The organism is Azospirillum lipoferum (genome assembly GCF_024170005.1).
Lineage (GTDB): Bacteria > Pseudomonadota > Alphaproteobacteria > Azospirillales > Azospirillaceae > Azospirillum > Azospirillum lipoferum.
Genome location: NZ_JALJXJ010000005.1, coordinates 418,556 through 438,437 on the forward strand (window position 1 = coordinate 418,556; position 19,882 = coordinate 438,437).

Here is a 19,882-nt window from a genome sequence, read left to right on the forward strand (position 1 = left end):
GCCGCCATAACGGTGTGTTATGCAGTGTCCGGCGTGGCGATGTTTGAGGGTCGCCATGTGTCGATTAGGCAGCCGCCAAATCGATCAGGCAAATAAGCATTTTTCATTTCGCCCATGAATCTGATTTATGCCGCAGTTGCTCACAGCGCATTCATGTGCGTAGAATTTGGGCGGCGACACGAATGCACCGGAATCGGGCATCGAAGAAGAGGGCGGGACGGTGAACGAAACCGAGGCGGAACGGCAGGCCCTGGCCCGCCTGGGCCAGCAGATGGACTGGAATCTGCTGCGCACCTTCATGGTCATCGTGCAGGAGGGCAGCATAACCAAGGCCGCGGTCCGCCTGTTTTTGACGCAGCCGGCGGTCAGCCTCGCCCTGAAGCGGCTGGAGGAGCAGCTTGGCCGCACGCTGATCGACCGTGGCCCCGGCCGCTTCGCCGTCACCGCCGCCGGGGAACAGGTCTATGACGAGGCGGTATCGATCCACGCCACCGTGTCCCGTCTCGGCGCCCTGGTGCGCGACGCCAAGGACGAGGTCAGCGGCCATGTCCATATCCTGATGACCAGCCGCATCCAGACGCCGCTGCTCGACCGCTCGCTGCGGGAGTTCCACCGCCTGTACCCGCTGGTGACCTTCCGCATCGACGTCATGGCCTCGGCCGACGCCCACATCGCCTTGCAGCAGCGGGTCGGCGCCATGGCGATCTGCCTGCTGCGCGAACCGATCCCCGGCCTGTCGAGCCAGATCTTCCTGCGCCAGACCTACCGCCTCTATTGCGGCCCGGATTTCCGCCTGTTCGGCCAGCGCGACATCGACATCGCCGAACTGCGGCACGAGAGTTTCGTCTCCTTCACCTCCGACCAGATCGACGGCGCCCTGTCGCCGCTGACCCTGTTCCGGGCGCGCGAAGGCTTCGCCGGCCGCGTCGTCGCGTCGTCCGCCAATCTGGAGGAGGTGCGGCGGATGATCGTCTGCGGCCTCGGCATCGGCCCGCTGCCCGAACATATCGCCGCCCGCGACGTGGCCGACGGCCTGCTGTGGGAACTGCCGCCCTATGAGGGCATCGCCCCGGTCAACGTCCATCTGATCTGGAACGAGCAGGCCAAGCTGAACCGTGCCGAGCGGGCCTTCCTGGAATACCTGCAAACCGCACTGGCGACGGCGCCGGCCCGGGAGCTTGCCGGCTTGGCCGAACCGGTGCCTGGGAGGCGTGATGGGCAACCCGTTCGAGGCTGACGATTGGACAGCTATCAAGCTCCTTACGTGCATGTGATAACGGGTTCGTTTCGACTCTGATTTTTCGACTGGTTTGATGAACGCCCCAGGTCATCCGTTTCTTGCCGGCGTCGGACGATGCCGGTGAGCCGGTCATCCGCTGAGGACTCTCCGCCCGTCTTTCCGATGGGGGCGGGGGAGGTGGGATCCCTCATGCGCGGCCATGACTGGGCGGTGACGCCGATCGGCCCGCCGGACGGATGGCCGCAGGAGCTTCGCGCCACGGTCGGCCTGATGCTGCGGTCGCGGCAGGCGATGTTCATCGGCTGGGGGTCGGACGTCACCTTCCTCTACAACGACGCCTATCTGGACATTCTGGGCACCCGCCACCCGGCGGCGCTGGGCCGGCCGATGAGGGTGGTCTGGCCGGACGCCTGGCCGCAGGTCTGCGACTTCGTTCGCCGGGCCTATGACGGCGAGTCGATCCTGCACGAGGATATGCTGATCCCGCTGGACCGGCGCGGCGTGGGGGAGGACTGTTATTTCACCTTCTCCTACACGCCGATCACCGGTGAGGCGGGGCAGGCCGGCGGTTTCCTCTGCATCGTGACGGAGACCACGGCGGCGGTGCGGACCCGGCGGCGCCTGGCCTTCCACGCCGAACTGGAGCGGCGGCTGCGGGAGCTGACCGATCCGCTGGAGGTGGTGACCGTGGCGGCGGAAGCGCTGGGCCGGCACCTGGGCGCCAGCCGGGTCGGCTACGGCGTGATGGATGAAAGCGAACGCTTCTTCACCACGGAGCGCAACTGGACCGACGGCACGGTCGCCTCCCATATCGGAACCCATGACCTGCTGGCCTTCGGCGAGCCGGTGCTGGCGACCCTGCGCAAGGGGGAGGCGCTGGTCGTCGACGATGCGGCCACGGACCCGCGCACCGCGAGGCCGGACCTGCTGGCGGCCTTCGCCGCACTGGACTTCTCCGCTGTCGTCACCGCCAGTCTGGTGAAGCAGGGCCGGATGGTCGCCGCCCTCTACGTCCACAACCGCCGCCCCAGGCATTGGCGCGACGACGAGGTCGAGCTGATCGGGGAGGTGGCCGAACGCACCTGGTCGGCGGTGGAGCGCGTGCAGGCGGAGGCCGAGGTCCGGCGCGCCAACGAGCGGCTGCGGGCGGAGGGGGAGCGGCTGCGCGCCCTGTTCCGGCAGGCGCCGGGCTTCATGTATGTCTGGCGCGGGCCGGACCATGTCTACGAGATGGCGAACGACGCCTATTTCGAGCTGATCGGCCGCCGCGACATCATCGGCAAGCCGGCGCGCCACGCGTTGCCGGAGATCGTCGGCCAGGGCTTCTTCGAACTGGCCGACCGGGTTTACCGGACGGGGGAGCCCTTCGTCGGGGAAGGGATGCCGGCGCGGATTGCCCGCCGGCCCGGCGCGCCGCTGGAGGAACGCTTCGTCACTTTCGTCTTCCAGCCGATCCGCGACGAGCAGGGTCAGGTGACGGGCCTGTTCGTCCAGGGCAGCGACGTCACCGGCATGAAGCGGACCGAAGAGGCGTTGCGCGAGAGCCAGCAGCGGCTGCACATCGCCCAGGATGCCGGCGGGGTCGGCACCTTCGAACTGCGTGCCGACGGCCTGCTGGCGGTATCGCCGGAATTCTGCCGCCTGTGGGGCGTCGAGGAGCGCTCGCTGGTCCGGCTGGAGGAACTGGTCGCGCTGATCCATCCGGAGGACCGGCCCACCCTGAACACGCTCCAGCCGGGGCAGGTGCCGACGGAGGGGTTGGGCTATGTCGAATACCGTATCGTCCGGCCCGGCAGCGGCGCCGTGCGCTGGATCGCCCGTCGCGCCCAGGCCGTCACGCGCGACGAGGGTGGAGAGGGTGGACGCACACGGGTCCTCGGCGCCTGCTACGACATCACCGACCGCCGCCGCGCCGAAGACGCCCTGCGCGCGCTGAACGCGACGCTGGAACAGCGGGTGGCGGAGCGGACGGCCGACCGCGACCGCATATGGCGGCTATCGACCGACATCATGCTGGTGGCGCGGTTCGACGGCACGATCGGCGCGGTCAACCCGGCCTGGACCAGCCTGCTCGGCTGGCAGGAGTCGGAGTTGCAGGGCGCCCCCTTCCTCGATTTCGTCCATCCCGACGATCACGCGGCGACGGTGGCGGAAGTCGGCCGGCTGGAATCGGGCCTGACCACCATGCGGTTCGAGAACCGCTACCGCCACAAGGACGGGTCCTATCGCTGGATCTCCTGGACCGCGGTGCCGGACGACCGCTTCATCCATGCGGTGGGGCGCGACGTGACGGCGCGCAAGGAATCCGAGGCCGCCCTGCGCCGGGCCGAGGACCAGCTACGGCAGGCCCAGAAGATGGAAGCGCTTGGCCAGCTGACCGGCGGTGTGGCGCACGACTTCAACAACCTGCTCCAGGCGCTCAGCAGTTGCCTGACCATGATCGGCCGCCGCAGCGCGGAGCCGCGGCTGGCGCCGCTGCTGGAGGCCGGCATGCAGGCGGTCGACCGCGGCGCCAAGCTGGTCCAGCAATTGATGGGCTTCGCCCGCCGCGACAGCCTGCGTCCGGAGCCGATCGACGTGCGCGACCGCGTGCTGGGCATGGCCGGACTGCTGGAACGCGCCCTGCGCGCCGACATCCGGCTGGAGACCCGCTTCGCCCCCGGCCTGCACGCGATCGAGGCCGACCCGACCCAGTTCGAACTGGCGCTGATCAACATGGCGGTCAACGCGCGCGACGCGATGCCCGACGGCGGCACCCTGACCATCGAGGCGGAGAACCGGACGCTCGGCCCCGGTGACGTCACCGGCCTTGAGGGCGAGTTCCTGCGGCTGGCGGTCGCCGACACCGGAACCGGCATGGCGCCGGAGGTGGTGGCCAAGGCCTTCGACCCCTTCTTCACCACCAAGGAGGTCGGCAAGGGCTCCGGCCTCGGTCTCGCGCAGGTCTATGGGCTGGCGCGGCAGGCCGGCGGCACGGTCTGGATCGAAAGCCGGCCGGGGGAGGGGACCCGCATCGTTCTGCTGCTGCGCGCCACCAGGGGCGCGCCGCGGGTGCCGGCCACTCCCGCCCATGCCGCCGCCGGTTCCGTCCAGGGCGCGCGGGTGCTGATGGTGGAGGACGATCCGGTCGTCGCCTCCTCCGTCGCGGCGGCGCTGGAGGAAAGCGGCTGGATCGTGCTGCGCGCCGGCTCGGCCGACGAGGCGCTGCCGCTGCTGGCCGGGGAGGAGCGGATCGACCTGCTCTTCTCCGACGTGGTGATGCCCGGCCGGCTGAGCGGCATCGACCTCGGCCGCGAGGCCACGATCCTGCGCCCCGGCCTGCCGGTGGTGCTGACCACCGGCTACAGCGAGGACGTGGCCCGCACCGAAGGCATCGCAGTGCTGTCCAAGCCCTACCGGATCGATACCCTGCTTCAGACGCTGAACGAGGCGGTGGGACGAAGCCCCCCTCCCATCGCCCGCGCCAGGACATCGTAGATCCGTGGCTCGCCCATCTGGGCGACGTTGAAGCGCAGGAAGCCCGATGCCGTATGGGAGACGCTGAACACGTCGCCGGGGGCGAGCACGACATTGTCGTGCAAGGCCGCTCGGGCGAGGTCGGCGGCGTTCCGTCCGTCGGGCAGGCTGCACCAGAGATAGAAGCCGCCGCGCGGCATCAGCCAGGGCCGCAGGCCGAGCACTTCCAGCTTCGCCGCCGTCTCGCGCCGGACCCGTGCCAGACGGCGGCGGAGACCGTCGAGATGCTTGCGATAACTGCCGTCGTTCAGGGTGGCGAAGACCAGTTCGGCCGCGGCGGGGCTGGGGCCGCCGAAATTGGTCGCCACCTGCAGATCGACCAGAGCCTCCACCCAGTCCGGCCGCGCCGCGATGTAGCCGCAGCGGATCGAGGCGGACAGCGTCTTGGAAAAGCTGCCGATCCGGATGACACGCGCCAGCCCGTCCAGCGCGGCCAGACGTGGCGACGGCTCGGGCTCGAAGCCGGCGAAGATGTCGTCCTCGACGATGGTCAGGTCATGAGCCGCGGCGGCGCAGAGCAGCCGGTGGGCGGTCTGCGGCGTCATCGTGGCGCCGGTCGGGTTGTGGAGGGCGGAATTGGTGATGTAGAGCCGCGGCCGGTGCGCCGCCAGCGCCTGGGCGAACAGCTCGGCATCCGGTCCGGTGCGCGTGTAGGGTACGCCGACGACCCGTGCCTGATGGGCGCGCAGCAGCGCCTGGAAATTGAAATAGCAGGGATCGTCGACCAGAACCGTGTCGCCCGGCCGCAGCAGGAAGCGGCAGATCAGGTCGATCGCCTGGGTTCCGGAGGCGGTCAGCAGGATCTGGTCGGCACCGGCGGCAATCCCCTCGTCGGCGAACTGGCGCGCCAGCAGCCGGCGCAGGGGCAGGGAGCCGCGCGTGCCGCCGTAATCCGCCAGCAGTCCGTCATCGGCGCGCGCCAGCTGGCGGATCGCCCGGCGGATCGCCGCATTCGGCATCCAGTCGGCCGGCAGCCAGCCGCATCCCGGCTTCAGCATCTCCGCCCCGGAATCGAGCGACTGCCGCGACACCCAGAAGGGATCGATGGCACGGTCGCGTCGCGGCTCCGCATCGGCCAATGCCAGCGGCGGCAGGGCGCCGGACACGTAGAAGCCTGACCCCGGCCGCGACTGGATCACGCCTTCCGCCGCCAGCCGGTCATAGGCCTCCACCACGGTCGAGGGCGACACGCCCATGGTGGCGGCGAAGCTGCGGATCGAGGGCAGCTTTTCCCCCGGTGACAGCGTCCGGCCCGCCATCCGGCGGCGGATCGCCTCCATCACCTCGCCGGTGCGCGTGCCCCTTCTATCCATGATGCCTCACCGCAGAGAAGTGTATGGATTTGTGAACCAGTACAGTTTGGTGAAATTGTATGGGACCGTCCCTGTCTCCGCCAGGGGGCATCGCGCTAGGATCGCATCGCGAAATCTGGTGCGCGGAAGGAAGATGAAATGCGGCGGTCGACGGCGGGATGGGGCAGCGGGCTGCTCGGCGTGATCATCTTCAGCGGCTCGCTGCCGGCGACACGGGTTGCGGTCGGCGGCTTCACGCCGCTGTTCCTGACCGCGGCGCGGGCGGTGATCGCGGCGGCCCTGGCGGCGGCGCTGCTGGCGCTGCTGCGGCAGTCCCGGCCGGCGCGCCGCGACCTTCCTTCGCTCGCCATCGTGGCGCTCGGGGTGGTCGCCGGCTTCCCCCTGCTGACCGCGCTAGCGCTCCAGCACATCACCTCGGCCCAGTCGGTCGTCTTCATCGGCCTGCTGCCGCTCGCCACCGCCCTGTTCGGCGTGCTGCGGGGACGGGAGCGGCCGCGGCCCGTTTTCTGGCTGTTCGCGACGGTAGGGAGCCTGACCGTCGCCGGCTTCGCCCTGTGGCAAGGGGGAGGGGCGTCGCTGACCGGCAACCTGCTGATGGTCCTGGCGATCCTGCTCTGCGGCCTCGGCTATGCCGAGGGAGCGAGCCTGTCGCGCCGGCTGGGCGGCTGGCAGGTGATCTCCTGGGCGCTGGTGCTGGCGCTGCCTGTGATGGCGGTCGCGGCGCTGGCGACCATGCCGGACGACTGGACCGGCATCGCCGTGCCGGCCTGGGCCGGGCTCGGCTACGTCTCGGTGTTCAGCATGCTGGTGGGCTTCGTCTTCTGGTATCGCGGGCTGGCGCTGGGCGGCATCGCCGGGGTCGGGCAGTTGCAGCTGCTCCAGCCCGCCTTCGGCCTGCTGCTGGCCGGTCTGCTGCTGCGCGAGCCGGTGGCCTGGACGATGATCGCCGCGACCGGTCTGGTCGTGCTCTGCGTCGCCGGGGCGAAGCGGTTCGCCTGAACGGCTTGACTAGACCAGCCCGCCTGCCTTGATCCCCGTCATCACGACGATGACGGCCAGCAGCGCCAGGATGGTCGCCAGCCCGATCGGCAGGGCGCGGCGATAGATCGCCCCCTCCGACCGCTCCAGCCCGACCAGACCGGCGGCGAGCACGATGCGGCCGGGGGTCAGCATGGTGCAGATGCTCCCGGCGACGGTCTGGACCGCGGCTATCAGGATGGACGGCAGGCCGCTTTCGGCGGCAAGGCTCAGCTGGATATGCATCATCAGGGCGTTGGAGGCCGTGTTGGAGCCGGTCAGCATCCCGGCCGCGGCGCCGAAGACCGGGCTGGCCAGCACGGCGAAGCGTCCCGCCAGCTCGCGCCAGGCGTTTCCGAACATCGCCGCCCCGCCGGATGCCGCCATGAAGGTGGCGAATTCGACGAAGACCAGCGTCGCCGCCATCGGCACCAGCGCCGCGCGCACCGCACCGCGGACCACCCTGCCAACTTCTGCCGTCGGCAGGCCGGTCAGCAGGATGCCGGCGATCAGCACCAGCCATGTCGCCGGATGGCGCAGCAGGGCGAGCGGGGCAAGGCCATCGAACGGGTCGAGCACCAGCCAGCGCCCGGTCCAGTCCGACAGCGGCGGCAGCAGACGGGTCGCCATCAGCCCGGCGATCAGCAGCCCATAGGGCCAGAGCCGCCGGACCAGTTCCCCCATACCGCCGCCGCTGCGCAGCAGGCGCGGCCCCTCCACCGTCACCAGCAGAATGGCGGTCGCCAGCCCGCCGCCGAGTTCCGGTGCGACGAACCGGTTGGTCAGCCAGATCAGCCCGGCCAGACAGAACAGCAGGGCGACGTCGGCGGCCCGGTCGCGCAAGGAAGAGCGCAGCCCCGAGGCATGGATCAGCCCCCAGAACACCGGCAGCAGGCAGGGCAGCACGACGGCCATCAGCAGGGCGCTGGCCGTTCCAAGTTCGGTGAAGGACACGCCGATCAGTTCGGCCCCGACGCGGCTGCCGACGCCCATGGCGCCCCAGGCGGCCAGAACCTGGCTGAACAGCCCGAGGGCGGCGGATTGCACCGGCGGCAGCCCCATGGAGCGCAGCGTGGCGAGCGCCACCACCAGCCCGACGCCGAACCCGGTCACCGATTCCGCAAAAGGACCGACCAGGAAGCAGGCGACGAAGACGCCGCGCCGCCGGTTCTCCTGCGCGACCGCCGCGGACAGCGCGCCGCGCGCCTCGAAAGCGCGGTGGAACAGCAGGCCGGCGGCGATGATCGACATCGCGTGCCATGCCAGCCATGCCCCTTCCCCAGCCTTCACCGCTGTCAAGGCCAGCGCTGGACCGGCCGAAGGCTGCGCCGCCACCATGGTGATGAGCGCCAGCGCCATGCCTGCTACCCCGGCGGACAGCAGGCTGACCCGACGGGAGGCAAGCAGCAGGATCGTGCCGACGAGCGGCATCATGTGGAAGGCAAGGGTCATGATCGGCCAGACGCGTTCCGGAGGGGAGTGCCGGCGCGAATCATGGCCGGAGCCATTGGATACTAGTATATCTGATGGGGCGCAATCACCCGGCACCTTCAGCGGTGCCGGGTGATCGGGTATGCGTCAGGCCGGGGTGTCGCGGTGGATCTTGAACGGTGCCCAGGACTGGCTGACCGGCATGATCTCGACGCTGTTGATGTTGACGTGCGGCGGCAGCGAGACCACCCAGCGCACCGTCTCGGCGATGTCCTCCGGCTGGAGCGGGTTGGCTCCGGCATAGAGCGCGTCGTAGGCGGCCTTGTTGCCGCCGGTGCGCACCAGGGTGAATTCGCTTTCCGACAGGCCCGGCTCGATGGAGGTGACGCGCACGCCCTGGGCCGACAGGTCGCTGCGCAGGCCGAGCGAGAACTGCCGCACGAAAGCCTTGGTGCCACCATAGACGTTGCCGCCGGGATAAGGCCAGTTGGAGGCGACGGAGGCGAGATTGACGATCAGCCCGCGCCGGGCGATCAGCCGGTCCAGCAGCAGCCGGGTGATGGTGACCAGTCCGGTGATGTTGGTGTCGATCATCGTCCGCCACTGGTCCAGGTCGCTGTCCTGCGCTGCCCCGGTGCCCAGTGCCAGCCCGGCATTGTTGACCAGGACGGAGATGTCGGCGAAGGCTTCCGGCAGGCTGTCGAGGGCGGCGCGGGTCGCCTCCTCGTCGCGGATGTCGAAGCACAGCGGATGGACCACCGCCGGTCCGCCCAGCGCTTCCACCAAGGCATCCAGCCGGTCCTGGCGCCGGCCGGTGGCGACGATCCGCCAGCCCTCCGCAACCAGCCGCCGGGCGATGGCGTCGCCGAATCCGGAGGTGGCGCCGGTGACGATTGCCGTTTTCGGGGCGGTCGTTGTCGGGGCGGTGTTCGGCATAGCGTGATCTTTCCTCGTGACGGATTAGCGGTCAGGTCCGGAGCAACGGCACCCACCATAAGCGAGGCTTGGCGCTTCGACCACGCCGAAGAGAGGTCTTTGACAGGGCAGGTATGGTGGTGCAACCATTCCTGTCGACATCTAATCGATGTCGCCGTCAAACCTCTGTCGCTCTACGGATCGGGAAGCTTCCCCCCATGATGTTCCGCCTGTTTTCGGGTGCCGGCCTTCTCCTGCTGTCCGCGGCGATGCCCGCCATGGCGGCGACGGATGCCGCGTCGAAGCCCCCTTCAAAGCCGATGGAGGTGAGCTGCACCGTCCTGCTGCCGCCGGCGCCGGTGCCGGGCCTGCCGGGAACGCTGCGCATGGTGGAGAAGCTGACGGTCCCGCCCGGGTCGGACGCCCATCGCCACAAGCACGACATCGACGAGATGATGGAGGTGGTGAGCGGAAGCGGCCGGCTGTCGGTCGATGGCAAGCCGGACGTGGATCTCAAGCCCGGGGTCGTGGTGGAAATTCCGCCGGGCACGCTTCACCAGCAGCACAATGACAGCGATGCCGAGCCGCTGGTCTACACCGCCACCTTCATCGGCAAGGCCGGAGCGCACATGCTGACGCGCTATAGCGGCGAGAAGGACCGCAGCGCCGGTTGTCCGCATACCCTGCCGAAGAAATAGCGCGGCTCATCCAGGGGTCGTCTAAAGCGACGCTCCGCCGCAGACGAGGATCTGCTGCCCGGTGATGGCTGCCGCGGCGTCGGACAGCAGGAAGGCGGTCAGCGCCGCGACCTCCTCCGGCTTGATGAAGCGGCCGAGCGGCGGAAGCTTCGGCGGCAGGCCGGTGCGGTTGGGGTCTTTCAGCATCGGCGTATCGGTCGCCCCCGGCGCCACCACATTCACCGTGATTCCGCGCGGCGCCAGTTCCAGCGCCCAGGAGCGGGCAAGCCCGACCATCGCCGCCTTGGTCGCCGCATATTGGCTGCGGCCGGCGGCGCCCCGGGCGGTGCGGCTGCCGATCAGGACGATGCGGCCATCGCCGTCCGGCATGCGGGGGACGACATGCTCGACCAGTTGGGTGGATGCCTCCACATGCAGGCGCCACATCGCCCTTGCGCCATCCTCGGCCAGTTCGCCGAGCTTGCCGACGCGCATGACGCCCGCTGCATGGACCAGCGCGTCTATTGGTGACAGAGCGGCCAGAGCCTCCGCCACCGACTCCGGCGCCATCAGGTCGGCCGGGGTGAAGCGCAGGTTCGGATGGTCGATGGAGGGGGCCGACCGGCTCATTCCCTCGACCAGCCAGCCATCCTGCAACAGCCGTTCGGCAATGGCCGCACCGATCCCCGAACTGACGCCGGTGACCAGGGCGCGGCGGGGCGGACGCTCTGAATTCATCTCGGCACTCCCCCCTATGCCACGGTCAGCGCGATGTGGCCGAGGCCGGGGAAGTCGGCGACGGCGCGGCTGCCGGGCTGGATGAAGATCGTTCCGGTGCAGGACCCGGTGGTCACCGTGTCGCCGGCATGCAGGCCGCCGAACGGCCGGGCGCCGACATTGGCGAGCCAGGCCAGCAGGCGGATCGGATCGCCGGCCTTGTTGCCGCCCACCACGTCGATCCTGCGCTCCCCGTCGATGTCCAGCGTCAGCGGCTGGGTCACCGGATCGATGCGGCGCCAGTCCGCGGTTGCCGCGCCGACGATCAGCGCACCATGGTTGGCCTGATCGGCCAGCGAGGCCAACGGTCCCTGCGATCCGTAGGCGGCGAAGCGGCTGTCGCAGATCTCGAAGGCGGGATGGACCGAGCCGACGGCGGCCAGCACTTCCTCCCGCGTCCACGGTTCGTCACGGGCGGGCAGGTCGCTTTTCAGGCGGTAGACGATTTCCGCCTCGATGCCGATGACGCGGAACATCGCGGCGGGCAGCGTCCCGGTGTCGAAGAACAGCGTCTCGGCATGGATGGGGGCGCTCGACGGCTCGGCGTCGGGGGCCGACGCACCGACCTTCCAGGCGGTCACCGGGCCGATGCGGCGGGCGACCTCGGTCTGGATGGCGTAGGCGTCGGCCTTGTCGGCCGGCTGTGCTGCGGGCGGCAGGGTGTCGAGCGGGCGGTTGTCACGGCGCGCGGCGAGCAGCGCGCCGGCGGCCGCAAGAACGGCCTCGGCGGTCATGGTCATGGGACGAGTCCCCGAATGAAGAAGGAAGCGGGCGGGCGGGGACGCCGGCTGGCGCCCCCATCGCCGGTCAGCGGTTGTCTACCCAGTCGGGCGAGACGCGGCTGTATTTGATGGCCTGCCGGAAATAGGTGAAGGCGACATGCAGGGCGCCGTCCGCCGTCTGGGTGACCGACGGGTAGGAGAATTCCCGGTTCAGGCTGTCCTTGGAATTGTTGGTCATGCAATAGCCGTCGCCGACCTCCAGGTTCCGGCGCAGCGGCCAGGTCACGCCACCATCCTCCGACAGGGCCAGTGTCAGCGGCGCGCGGGGAGCGCCCCAGAAGGCCTTGCGGGCGGGGGCCTGCGCCGGGGGGGCGGCGACCGCTGCGGCGGCACCGCCGGCCGGCACGTCGTCCTCGATCTCGTCATAGAGCGAGGCGCGGCGCTCGGTGGCGTTCTCCGCACTCGATTCGTTGAAGACGATGGCGAGCCGGCCGTCGGCCAGCGCCGTCACCTGGATCGAGGAGTTGTTGTTGGGCAGCTCGGTCGCCACCGGGGCGCTCCACGTCCGCCCATGGTCGGTGGAGACGCTGCGATAGACATGGTCGGCCCAGCGGCTGCGGTAGAAGGCGGCCAGCGTGCCGTCGCGCAAAGGGACGACGCTCATGTGGACACAGCCGACGCTGTCCGGCACCGCATGCTCGGTCCAGCTTTCACCCTGGTCGCCGGAGATGCGCACCGCGCTGGTGTCGTTGTCGCCCACCCACTTCTCGCCCGGCGTGCCGTGGCAGAGGAAGGTCGGCAGCAGCCAGTCGCCGTTCGGCAGCACCACCACCGGCTGGCGGATGAAGATGCCGTCGCCGTCCGCCCCCTCGAACAGGGTGCGGATTGGTCCCCAGCTCCGGCCATGGTCGGTGGAGCTGCGGCAGCGGACGAAGGCGGTGTCCTGGTTGCCGGAGATTTGCGCGGTGTAGAACAGCCATAGCGTGCCGTCCGGTGCCGGGAACAGCACCGGGTTCTGCTCCGACCGGGTCGGGTCGTCCGACAGCTTGACCGGGTCGGTCCAGCGGTCGGCCCCCTTCGCCAGCCGCGAGAAATAGATCGAGATGTCGGGAATGCCTTCCTGGGTGCCGCCGAACCAGACGCAGCCGAGATCGCCGTTGCCGAGCACGGTGATGTTGGCGGCGTGGTTCTGGACGCAGGGCGACGGCAGATAGGAGTCGCGGCGCCCGGCATCCCCGTCCGCGGGCGCAACGCGCCCGCGTTCGGTGGTGGAAGGCAGGGATGAGGATGTGGTCATGGCGGTCACATAGGAACGGAGGAAGAGGGGAAGCCGGTCACCGCGCTTCGGCCCGTGGCGGGGCTTGCGTCGGGGCGGCGACCATCGCCGGGGCGCTGCGGCCGCGGACCAGACGTTCCACCGCCATCACCAGCATCGGCGTCAGCAGGGCGACATACATGTTGTCGATGCCGTAGGGGTTGCCCATCACGTACCACACCGTGGTGCTGACCGTGGCGCCCAGCAGGCCCAGCGTGGCGCCCAGGTTGCTGGCGAACAGCGGCAGGAAGAAGCCGATCATCGCGACGACCGTGATCGACAGGCGCAGCGCCCGGGTGAAGAAGGACAGCTTCAGGATTTCCGGCACGAAGAAGACGAAGATCAGCGGCAGGAAACCGATGATCAGCGACAGGATGCGGGTGGTGCGGAATTCCTGTTCCGGCGTCGGCTTCTTCCAGGGCACGTAGAAGTCGCGGACCATCAGCGAGGCGATGGCGAGCGCCACCGTGCTGACGCTGACGAAGACCGAGGCGACGAGCGAGGTGGTGACGAGCGCGGCCATCAGCGGATGCATGGCGTCCAGGAACACCGGCAGCGCGTACAGGCTCTTCATGTCGGGATAGAGGTAATGGGCGGTGACGCCGATCAGCGCCAGCATGATGCCGAGCGGCAGGCAGAAGATGGCGGCGTAGATGGCGGAGCGCTGGGCCTCGCCGGCGCTGCGGTTGGACGAGATCGCCTGGATGACGAACTGGGTGGAGAAGATGGCGCCGACGGTGCCGATGACCCAGGCGAAGATCGTCGGCATGCCGATGGTGCCGTCGATGGTGAAGTAATGGGCCGGCAGCTTCTCGACCATCGGGCCGATGCCGCCGCTGAGCGACAGCGCGGTGCCCAGCAGCAGGGCGATGCCGATCAGCTTGATGGCGCTGTGCAGGATGGTGACGTAGGCGATGCCCTTCAGCCCGCCGAACACATAATAGAAGGTGCTGACCACCGCGATGATGACCATCGCCCAGGTCAGGTTGAGGTTCATCACCGTGGACAGGGCGGCGGCACCGCTGACGTAGTTGCCGACATTCACCAGCAGCAGCGCATACATCATGATGATCGACACCGTCCGCATGGTGGAGGTGCCGTAATATTTCGCGATGGCGGCGGAGATGGTGTATTCGCCCGATCCGTAGATGCGCTTGGCGAAGAACAGGCCGAACAGCAGGAAGCCGATCGAGGCGCCCAGCACCGACCAGGCCGACGCCATGCCGGAGCTGAAGGCTTCCTGCGCGGTGCCGACCGTGGATTTGGCGCCGATGAACTCGGACATCAGCAGCACGCCGACGACGGCTGCCGGCATCGACCGCGCGGCATTCATGAACTCGCCGTTGTTGCGGCTGCGCAGCCGCACCGTCAGCCAGGAGGTGAAGAGGATGTAGAGGACGACGATCCCCAGGATGAGCGCACTTTCTCCACTGGTGAAATGGTTCATGGACGGTGTCTCCCTAACGGGCGGATGGATCCGCCTTCAGTGTTGTTCGGGGCAATGTTGTTCGGGGATTGGCGCCGGTGTGTGCCGGCGCCACGCGGTGTGGAACAGCGTCACACCGCTTCGGCATAGCGGGCCGCGAGGGCCTTGACCTGTTGGTCCACCTCGTCGGCGATCAGCACCGGGGCGCGGCTGAAACCGACCTCCGGCATGGCGCTGCGGAGTGCGCGCTTGACCATGGCCGGCGGGAAGCCCAGCGCGTAGAGTTCCTTGCGCAGCGTGCTGAAATGGGCCTGATGCGCCTCGGCCGCGGTATCGTCGCCGGCCACGAAGGCGGCATGGATGCCGTTGAGGGTCACCGGCGCGATGTTGCCGAGGCCGGAGATGCAGCCGGCAGCCCCGTTGCGCAGGCCGTGCAGCACCAGCGAATCCGGGCCGACCAGCACGTCGAAATCGTCACGCTCGCGGGCGATGGCGAGGAAGCCGTCCAGGCTCTCCTGCGAGCCGGCGCTGTCCTTGATGCCGATGATGTTCGGATGGTCGGCCAGGATGCGGGCGGTCTGCGGCTCCAGCGTGTTCCCGGTGCGGGCCGGGATGTTGTAGAGATAGACCGGCACCGTCAGCGCGTCGGCGACGCGGCGGTAATGATCGACCAGTTCGGCCTGCGAGCAGGCGATGAAGGACGGCGTGATGGCGGAGACCGCCTTGACGCCCAGCCGCTCGACCGCCTTGCCCAGCGCGATGGTCTGGTGGGTGGAGATCTCGCCGATATGGGCCAGCACCGGCACCTTGCCGTCGGCGGCCTCGACGCAGGTCTCCGCCACCGCCAGCTTCTCGTCGAAGGACAGGGCGTAGAACTCGCCATTGGTGCCGGCGCAGAAGACGCCGTTGCCGGCCGACGCCTGCCGCTTCACCTGCCGTCGCAGCGCTGCGAATTCGACGCGCTCATCGCCGTCGAAGGGGGTGACGATCGCGACGAAAGGGCCGCCGATCATGGTGCCGCTGGTGTTGCTCATGGACTTTGACCTTTCAACGAACGGGATGGGTGTCGCGCCGCGCCGTCAGGCGGCGGCGCGGTACATGCCCAGGATGTCTTCGCGGCTGAGATCGCGCGGGTTGTTGTCGAGCAGCCGGCGGATGGCGTGCGCCTCCTCAGCCATCTGGGTCAGGTCTGTCTCCGGCACGCCGAACTCCGACAGGCGCATGGTGCAGCCGAGTTTCAGGCACCAGCCGTAAGCCGACTCGAACACCGCGGCCGGATCGGTCGCAGCCGGCAGGTCCAGTGCCTCCAGCACCGCGGCGGTCTTGACCGGGACGGCCGGCGCGTTGAAGGCCAGCACATGCGGGAAGATCAGCGCGTTGGCGGCGCCATGCGGGATGTGGTGGCGGGTGCCGAGCGGATAGGCGACGGCATGGCCGGCGGCGGTATTCACCGGACCCAGGCAGATGCCGCCATAGAAGGAGGCGAGCGACAGGCCGGCCCGCGCCTCGCGGTCGCTGCCGTCGGCGATGGCGCGCGGCAGGAAGCGGCCGACCAGCCGGATGCCCTCCAGGGCATAGAGGTCGATCAGCGGATGGGCCTTGCGGTTGGTGTAGGCCTCGACGCAATGGGCCAGCGCATCGACGCCGGTGGCGGCGGTGACGGCGGCCGGCACGCTCAGAGTCAGGTCGGGATCGACCACCGCGACGTCGGCCAGCATGTAGACGCTCTGCACCGCCAGCTTGCTCATGGTCGCCGGATCGGTGACGAGCGCGCGGGTGCCGACCTCGCTGCCGGTGCCGGCGGTGGTCGGCACCTGGACCAGGGCGGCGCGCTTGGCCGCGACCTTCTCCGGCCCGACGACGTCGCGGATGGTCTGGCCGCTGCCGGGCAGGACGGCGGCCAGCTTGGCCAGATCCATGGCGCTGCCGCCGCCGAAGCCGATCACCACCTGCGGCTCCGTCCGTTCGGCGACGGCCAGCAGCGCCTCAAGGTTGGGAACGTCGGGTTCCGGCTTGATGTCGGCGAAGACGGTGACGGTACCCTCCAGCCCCAGCAAATCCACGCGGGCGGCGTTGAAGGCGTCTGCGACCACCAGGATGCGGGTCAGGCCGCGCTCGCGCACCCAGCGGCCGGTCTCCGCCGCCGTGCCGGCGCCGAAGACGACGCGGGCCGGGCGGAGCAGCTCGATGGGCGTGGTCAGGTCGATGGTGCTCATTTTTGAATTCCTCAGGCGGCAACGCGCACGCGGGCGGCGGCCAGCTTTTCGGCGTAGTCGATGGCTTCGATCAGGCTCAGCTCGTTGGCGATGCCCTTGCCAGCGATGTCGAAGGCGGTGCCGTGGTCGACGGAGGTGCGGATGATCGGCAGGCCGAGCGTGATATTGACGCCGCTCAGCGCGTCCCAGGTGCCCGTCTCCGGATTGACGTTGAAGCCCAGCAGCTTGACCGGGATGTGCCCTTGGTCGTGGTACATGGCGACCACCGCGTCATACTGGCCGGCACGCAGTTTGACGAAGATGGTGTCGCCCGGCACCGGCCCGACCACGTCCAGCCCGTCGGCGACGCATTGCCTGATGACCGGCTCGGTCACCTCGATGTCCTGGCGGCCGAACAGCCCGCCTTCGCCGGCATGCGGGTTCAGGGCGGCGATGGCGATGCGGCGGCGCGGCAGGCCGAGACCGGCCAGCGTCTCGTCGGTGCGGTCGATGACGTAGCGCAGCCGTTCCGGCGTCAGCTTCTTCGGCACGTCCTCCAGCGCGATGTGGGTGGTGACGTGGCTGACCCGCATGTTGCCGTGGGCCAGCATCATCACCGAACCGCGCGCACCGGTCAGTTCGGCCAGCAGGTCGGTGTGCCCGGCGAAGTGATAGCCGGCCTTGTTCATCGCCTCCTTGTTGAGCGGCGCGGTGACGATGCCGTGGATGCGGCCGGCCTCGGCCAGACGCACCGCGCGCTCCACCGCCAGATAGGCGAAGCGGCCGCCATCGACCGACAGCACGCCGGGGCGGATCGGCTCACCCTCCGGCCCGGCCTGGAGGCAGGCCAGCGCCGGCCACTCGCCGTCGATATCGGTCACTTCGGGGAAGTCGAGGTCGCTGCCCAGCGCATCGCGCGCCGCTTGAAGGGCGGGGTTGCTGCCGATGACCAGCAGGCGCAGCGAGCCGTCGGCCAGTCGGTCCTTCAGACGCGCGCAGGCCTTCACGATGATCTCCGGCCCGACGCCGGCCGGATCGCCCATGGTGATGGCCAGATGCGGTGTCATGCTTGTTCTCCCTGATGATGATGCGGCGCACCCAGGGCGAGCAGCCGGCGCAGCAGCGCCGGGTCGCCGAACGCACCCGATTTGGAAATGACGCGGACCCCGTCGAAGCGGCCGCCGCGCAGAATGGAGCAGGGCACCCCCGGCCAGACATGGCCGTCGAGGTCCAGCCGGTCGGCCTCCAGCGCCAGGCACAGGCCGCGCAGGGTCTCGCCGCCCGCCACCAGCAGCGTGCCGGGTGGGTCGAGCCGGCGGACCAGCCGGGCGAATTCCCATTCGATCCGGTGGGCCGCATCGGCCCGGGCCAGCCCGCCGGGCAGGGCGAGGACGGCCAGCGCGATCCCCTCATGGTCGAGCCTTTGCGCCAGCACCGCGGCGGTGGTGGCGCCGCCGTCGGGCAGCGTCAGCACATGCTCGGGGCAGGCGTCGAGTTGGGCCAGCATCGCCGGATGGTTGGTGCCGAACAGCCCGAGGATCGGCCGCGGCAGCCGGAGTTTCGCGGCATCGTCGGCGACGGCGCCCATCTGCCGGGCGAGCGCGCCGGCCAGCCCGCTGCTGCCGCACCACAGCACCCGGCCGTTCAGCGCGAGGCCGGCGGCGGCGATGGCGTCGAGATCGGCGTCGGTTTCCGCATCCCACAGGCTGATGCCCGCCGGTACCGGTTCACCTGGGCAGCGGAGTTGGACAGGCAGGCCTTCGCGCTCCAGATCGGCGCGCAGGTCGCTGGCCGCGGGCGTCCAGCTGCGGCCATCCTCACCGCGGGCGAACTGGAGGCCGCCGCGGGTGATGCGGCCCTGATAGGGGAAAGCGGGGGCGATGATGACGTGGTCGGGGGCCGTGGCGGCGATCCAGGCGGCGATCTCCGCCCCGGCATGGCCGCGCAGCAGGCTGTCGAGTTTGGCATAATGGAGCGTGCCGGGCGTGCGCGGCAGACCGGCGGCGATGACGGCCACCCGGCGGCGTGCCTGATCCCACGTCGCCTCGCGCGTGCCACTGTCGAAGGCGAGGCCGTTCGGCAGGGCGGGATAGGGCAGGCTCTGCCAGTAGACGGGAATCGGACCGGTGATGGCGGCGAACTGGGCGGCGGTGTCGAGCGCCCCGGTCAGGTCGTCGGCGATCAGGCACGGATGCCGTGCCGCCGATGCCAGCGCCGGTGATCCCGCATGTGGAACCAGACTGTCCATGGGTGGTCCCCATCCTTTTGAGCGGCGGCCATCGCAGTGCGACGGTCAGCTGCCGGGCGCTCCCACCGCCCTTGACGATGACCCACTCCATCACAGCGCTGCGGAGATGTCAATATGTTGTAATGTTGTTGGAGGCTGGAAACGGGAAATCTGGCAGGTCGGAGGCTATAACATGTTTACATGTTTGGCTTTCACCGTAATCCCCCTCTCCCCCCTCCCCAGGGGGAGAGGGGACTATTTACAGCGACAGATCCAGCGCACGCCCCTCGAACACGCGGTCGCGCGAGCCTTCCAGATGCTTGCGCATCCGCGCCCGCGCCGTTTCGCCGTCGCGCTGGCGGATGGCGTCGAAGATGCCGCGATGCTCGTCATACACGCCTGTCAGGCCGGAACTCGGCCCCATCAGCGAGACGCCGTGGAACTTCATGCCGACGGCGATGTGATCCTTCAGCGCCTGCATTGACGACATGTAATAGTGGTTGTTCGTCGCCTCGGCGATGGCGGTGTGGAAGGCGTAGTCGGCGTCCTCGCGGTGGCGATGGGCGCGGGTCGCATCGTCCATCAGGCTCAGCGCCGCCGCGATGCGGTCGAGTGCCGCGTCGTTCCAGCGCAAGGCGGCGTGATAGGCATGGTCCGGCTCGATGGTCAGCCGGAACTCGTAACAGCGCTGGATATCGGCGATCGTCTCCACCGGGGCATAGCCCAGTACCGGCTGGCTTTCCTCGGCCGCGATGCGGACGAAGCTGCCGGCACCCTGGCGGGAATAGATCAGCCCGTCATTCCGCAACCGTTTCAGCGCCTCCCGCACCACCGGGCGCGACACCTGGAAGCGGGCGGCAAGGTCGTTCTCGCCGGGCAGGCGCTCGTCGGGCTGGAAATCGCCGGCGCTGATCTGGGCCAGCAGCAGCTGATAGACGCGGGTGACCAGGGGCGTCTGGCGGGTGCGGAGCAACTGTGCTCCCTCCCCGCCGCCCGACTCCCCGCCGTCCGACATCACCACGCTGTTTTCACTCGACTCCATCCTGTCGCTCCCCATCCGCCGGCTGTGCGCTGTCAGCTATTTGTAAACATGTAATAGCCAACTTGCCAG

16 protein-coding genes are annotated in these 19,882 nt (G+C 69.3%); 4 read left to right on the plus strand and 12 right to left on the minus strand.

Annotated elements, in window-relative coordinates; all coding sequences use genetic code 11:
* Positions 1-220: 220 nt before the first annotated feature.
* Both J2848_RS14295 and J2848_RS14300 read left to right on the plus strand, forming a co-directional pair.
* A complete protein-coding gene (locus J2848_RS14295) occupies positions 221-1,237 on the plus strand; it encodes a LysR family transcriptional regulator (protein ID WP_246193884.1) in 1,017 nt (338 codons plus the stop codon).
* Positions 1,238-1,429: 192 nt separating this feature from the next.
* A complete protein-coding gene (locus J2848_RS14300) occupies positions 1,430-4,717 on the plus strand; it encodes a PAS domain S-box protein (protein WP_246193885.1) in 3,288 nt (1,095 codons plus the stop codon).
* On the opposite strand, the gene J2848_RS14305 is transcribed toward J2848_RS14300, so the two are convergent.
* The gene (locus tag J2848_RS14305; RefSeq protein WP_211103131.1) at positions 4,654-6,069 is read right to left on the minus strand and encodes an aminotransferase-like domain-containing protein; all 1,416 of its coding nucleotides are present in this window, start codon (positions 6,067-6,069) and stop codon (positions 4,654-4,656) included. The genes J2848_RS14300 and J2848_RS14305 overlap by 64 nt on opposite strands.
* A gap of 138 nt (positions 6,070-6,207) precedes the next feature.
* Here J2848_RS14305 and J2848_RS14310 point away from each other — a divergent pair, with 138 nt between their 5' ends.
* Complete coding sequence (locus J2848_RS14310) at positions 6,208-7,068, plus strand: DMT family transporter (RefSeq protein ID WP_149231639.1); 861 nt, start codon at positions 6,208-6,210, stop codon at positions 7,066-7,068.
* Between the two features lie 9 nt (positions 7,069-7,077).
* On the opposite strand, the gene J2848_RS14315 is transcribed toward J2848_RS14310, so the two are convergent.
* Both J2848_RS14315 and J2848_RS14320 read right to left on the minus strand, forming a co-directional pair.
* Positions 7,078-8,538 (minus strand): L-lactate permease, encoded by a 1,461-nt coding sequence (locus tag J2848_RS14315; protein ID WP_149231640.1) that lies wholly within the window; start codon positions 8,536-8,538, stop codon positions 7,078-7,080.
* A gap of 126 nt (positions 8,539-8,664) precedes the next feature.
* Entirely contained in the window at positions 8,665-9,453 is a 789-nt protein-coding gene (locus J2848_RS14320) for an SDR family NAD(P)-dependent oxidoreductase (protein ID WP_149231641.1), read from the minus strand.
* Between the two features lie 197 nt (positions 9,454-9,650).
* On the opposite strand from J2848_RS14320, the gene J2848_RS14325 reads away from it, so the two are divergent.
* A complete protein-coding gene (locus J2848_RS14325) occupies positions 9,651-10,130 on the plus strand; it encodes a cupin domain-containing protein (RefSeq protein WP_170307045.1) in 480 nt (159 codons plus the stop codon).
* Positions 10,131-10,151: 21 nt separating this feature from the next.
* Here the strand turns inward: J2848_RS14325 and J2848_RS14330 are convergent, their stop codons facing one another.
* From J2848_RS14330 to J2848_RS14370, 9 genes are all read right to left on the minus strand, one after another.
* Positions 10,152-10,847, minus strand: a complete 696-nt coding sequence (locus tag J2848_RS14330) for an SDR family NAD(P)-dependent oxidoreductase (RefSeq protein ID WP_149231643.1) — start codon at positions 10,845-10,847, stop codon at positions 10,152-10,154.
* Between the two features lie 14 nt (positions 10,848-10,861).
* Positions 10,862-11,626 (minus strand): 2-keto-4-pentenoate hydratase, encoded by a 765-nt coding sequence (locus J2848_RS14335; protein WP_149231644.1) that lies wholly within the window; start codon positions 11,624-11,626, stop codon positions 10,862-10,864.
* Positions 11,627-11,693: 67 nt separating this feature from the next.
* Complete coding sequence (locus J2848_RS14340; RefSeq protein WP_149231645.1) at positions 11,694-12,905, minus strand: sialidase family protein; 1,212 nt, start codon at positions 12,903-12,905, stop codon at positions 11,694-11,696.
* A gap of 37 nt (positions 12,906-12,942) precedes the next feature.
* The gene (locus tag J2848_RS14345) at positions 12,943-14,370 is read right to left on the minus strand and encodes a sodium:solute symporter family protein (protein ID WP_149231646.1); all 1,428 of its coding nucleotides are present in this window, start codon (positions 14,368-14,370) and stop codon (positions 12,943-12,945) included.
* Between the two features lie 110 nt (positions 14,371-14,480).
* Positions 14,481-15,383, minus strand: coding sequence for a dihydrodipicolinate synthase family protein (locus J2848_RS14350; protein WP_149231647.1), 903 nt, complete (start codon positions 15,381-15,383; stop codon positions 14,481-14,483).
* 45 nt (positions 15,384-15,428) lie between these two features.
* Positions 15,429-16,565: an iron-containing alcohol dehydrogenase gene (locus J2848_RS14355; RefSeq protein ID WP_149231648.1), complete on the minus strand. Its 1,137-nt coding sequence runs from the start codon at positions 16,563-16,565 to the stop codon at positions 15,429-15,431.
* An 11-nt stretch (positions 16,566-16,576) separates the two neighbouring features.
* Positions 16,577-17,611, minus strand: coding sequence for a 4-hydroxythreonine-4-phosphate dehydrogenase PdxA (gene pdxA / locus J2848_RS14360; protein ID WP_149231649.1), 1,035 nt, complete (start codon positions 17,609-17,611; stop codon positions 16,577-16,579).
* Positions 17,608-18,792 carry a four-carbon acid sugar kinase family protein gene (locus J2848_RS14365; protein WP_149231650.1) on the minus strand — a complete coding sequence of 395 codons (1,185 nt, stop codon included), beginning with the start codon at positions 18,790-18,792 and terminating at the stop codon, positions 17,608-17,610. The genes pdxA and J2848_RS14365 overlap by 4 nt, the downstream gene beginning before the upstream one ends.
* A 238-nt stretch (positions 18,793-19,030) precedes the next feature.
* A complete protein-coding gene (locus tag J2848_RS14370; protein ID WP_246193886.1) occupies positions 19,031-19,813 on the minus strand; it encodes a FadR/GntR family transcriptional regulator in 783 nt (260 codons plus the stop codon).
* Between the last annotated feature and the right edge of the window lie 69 nt (positions 19,814-19,882).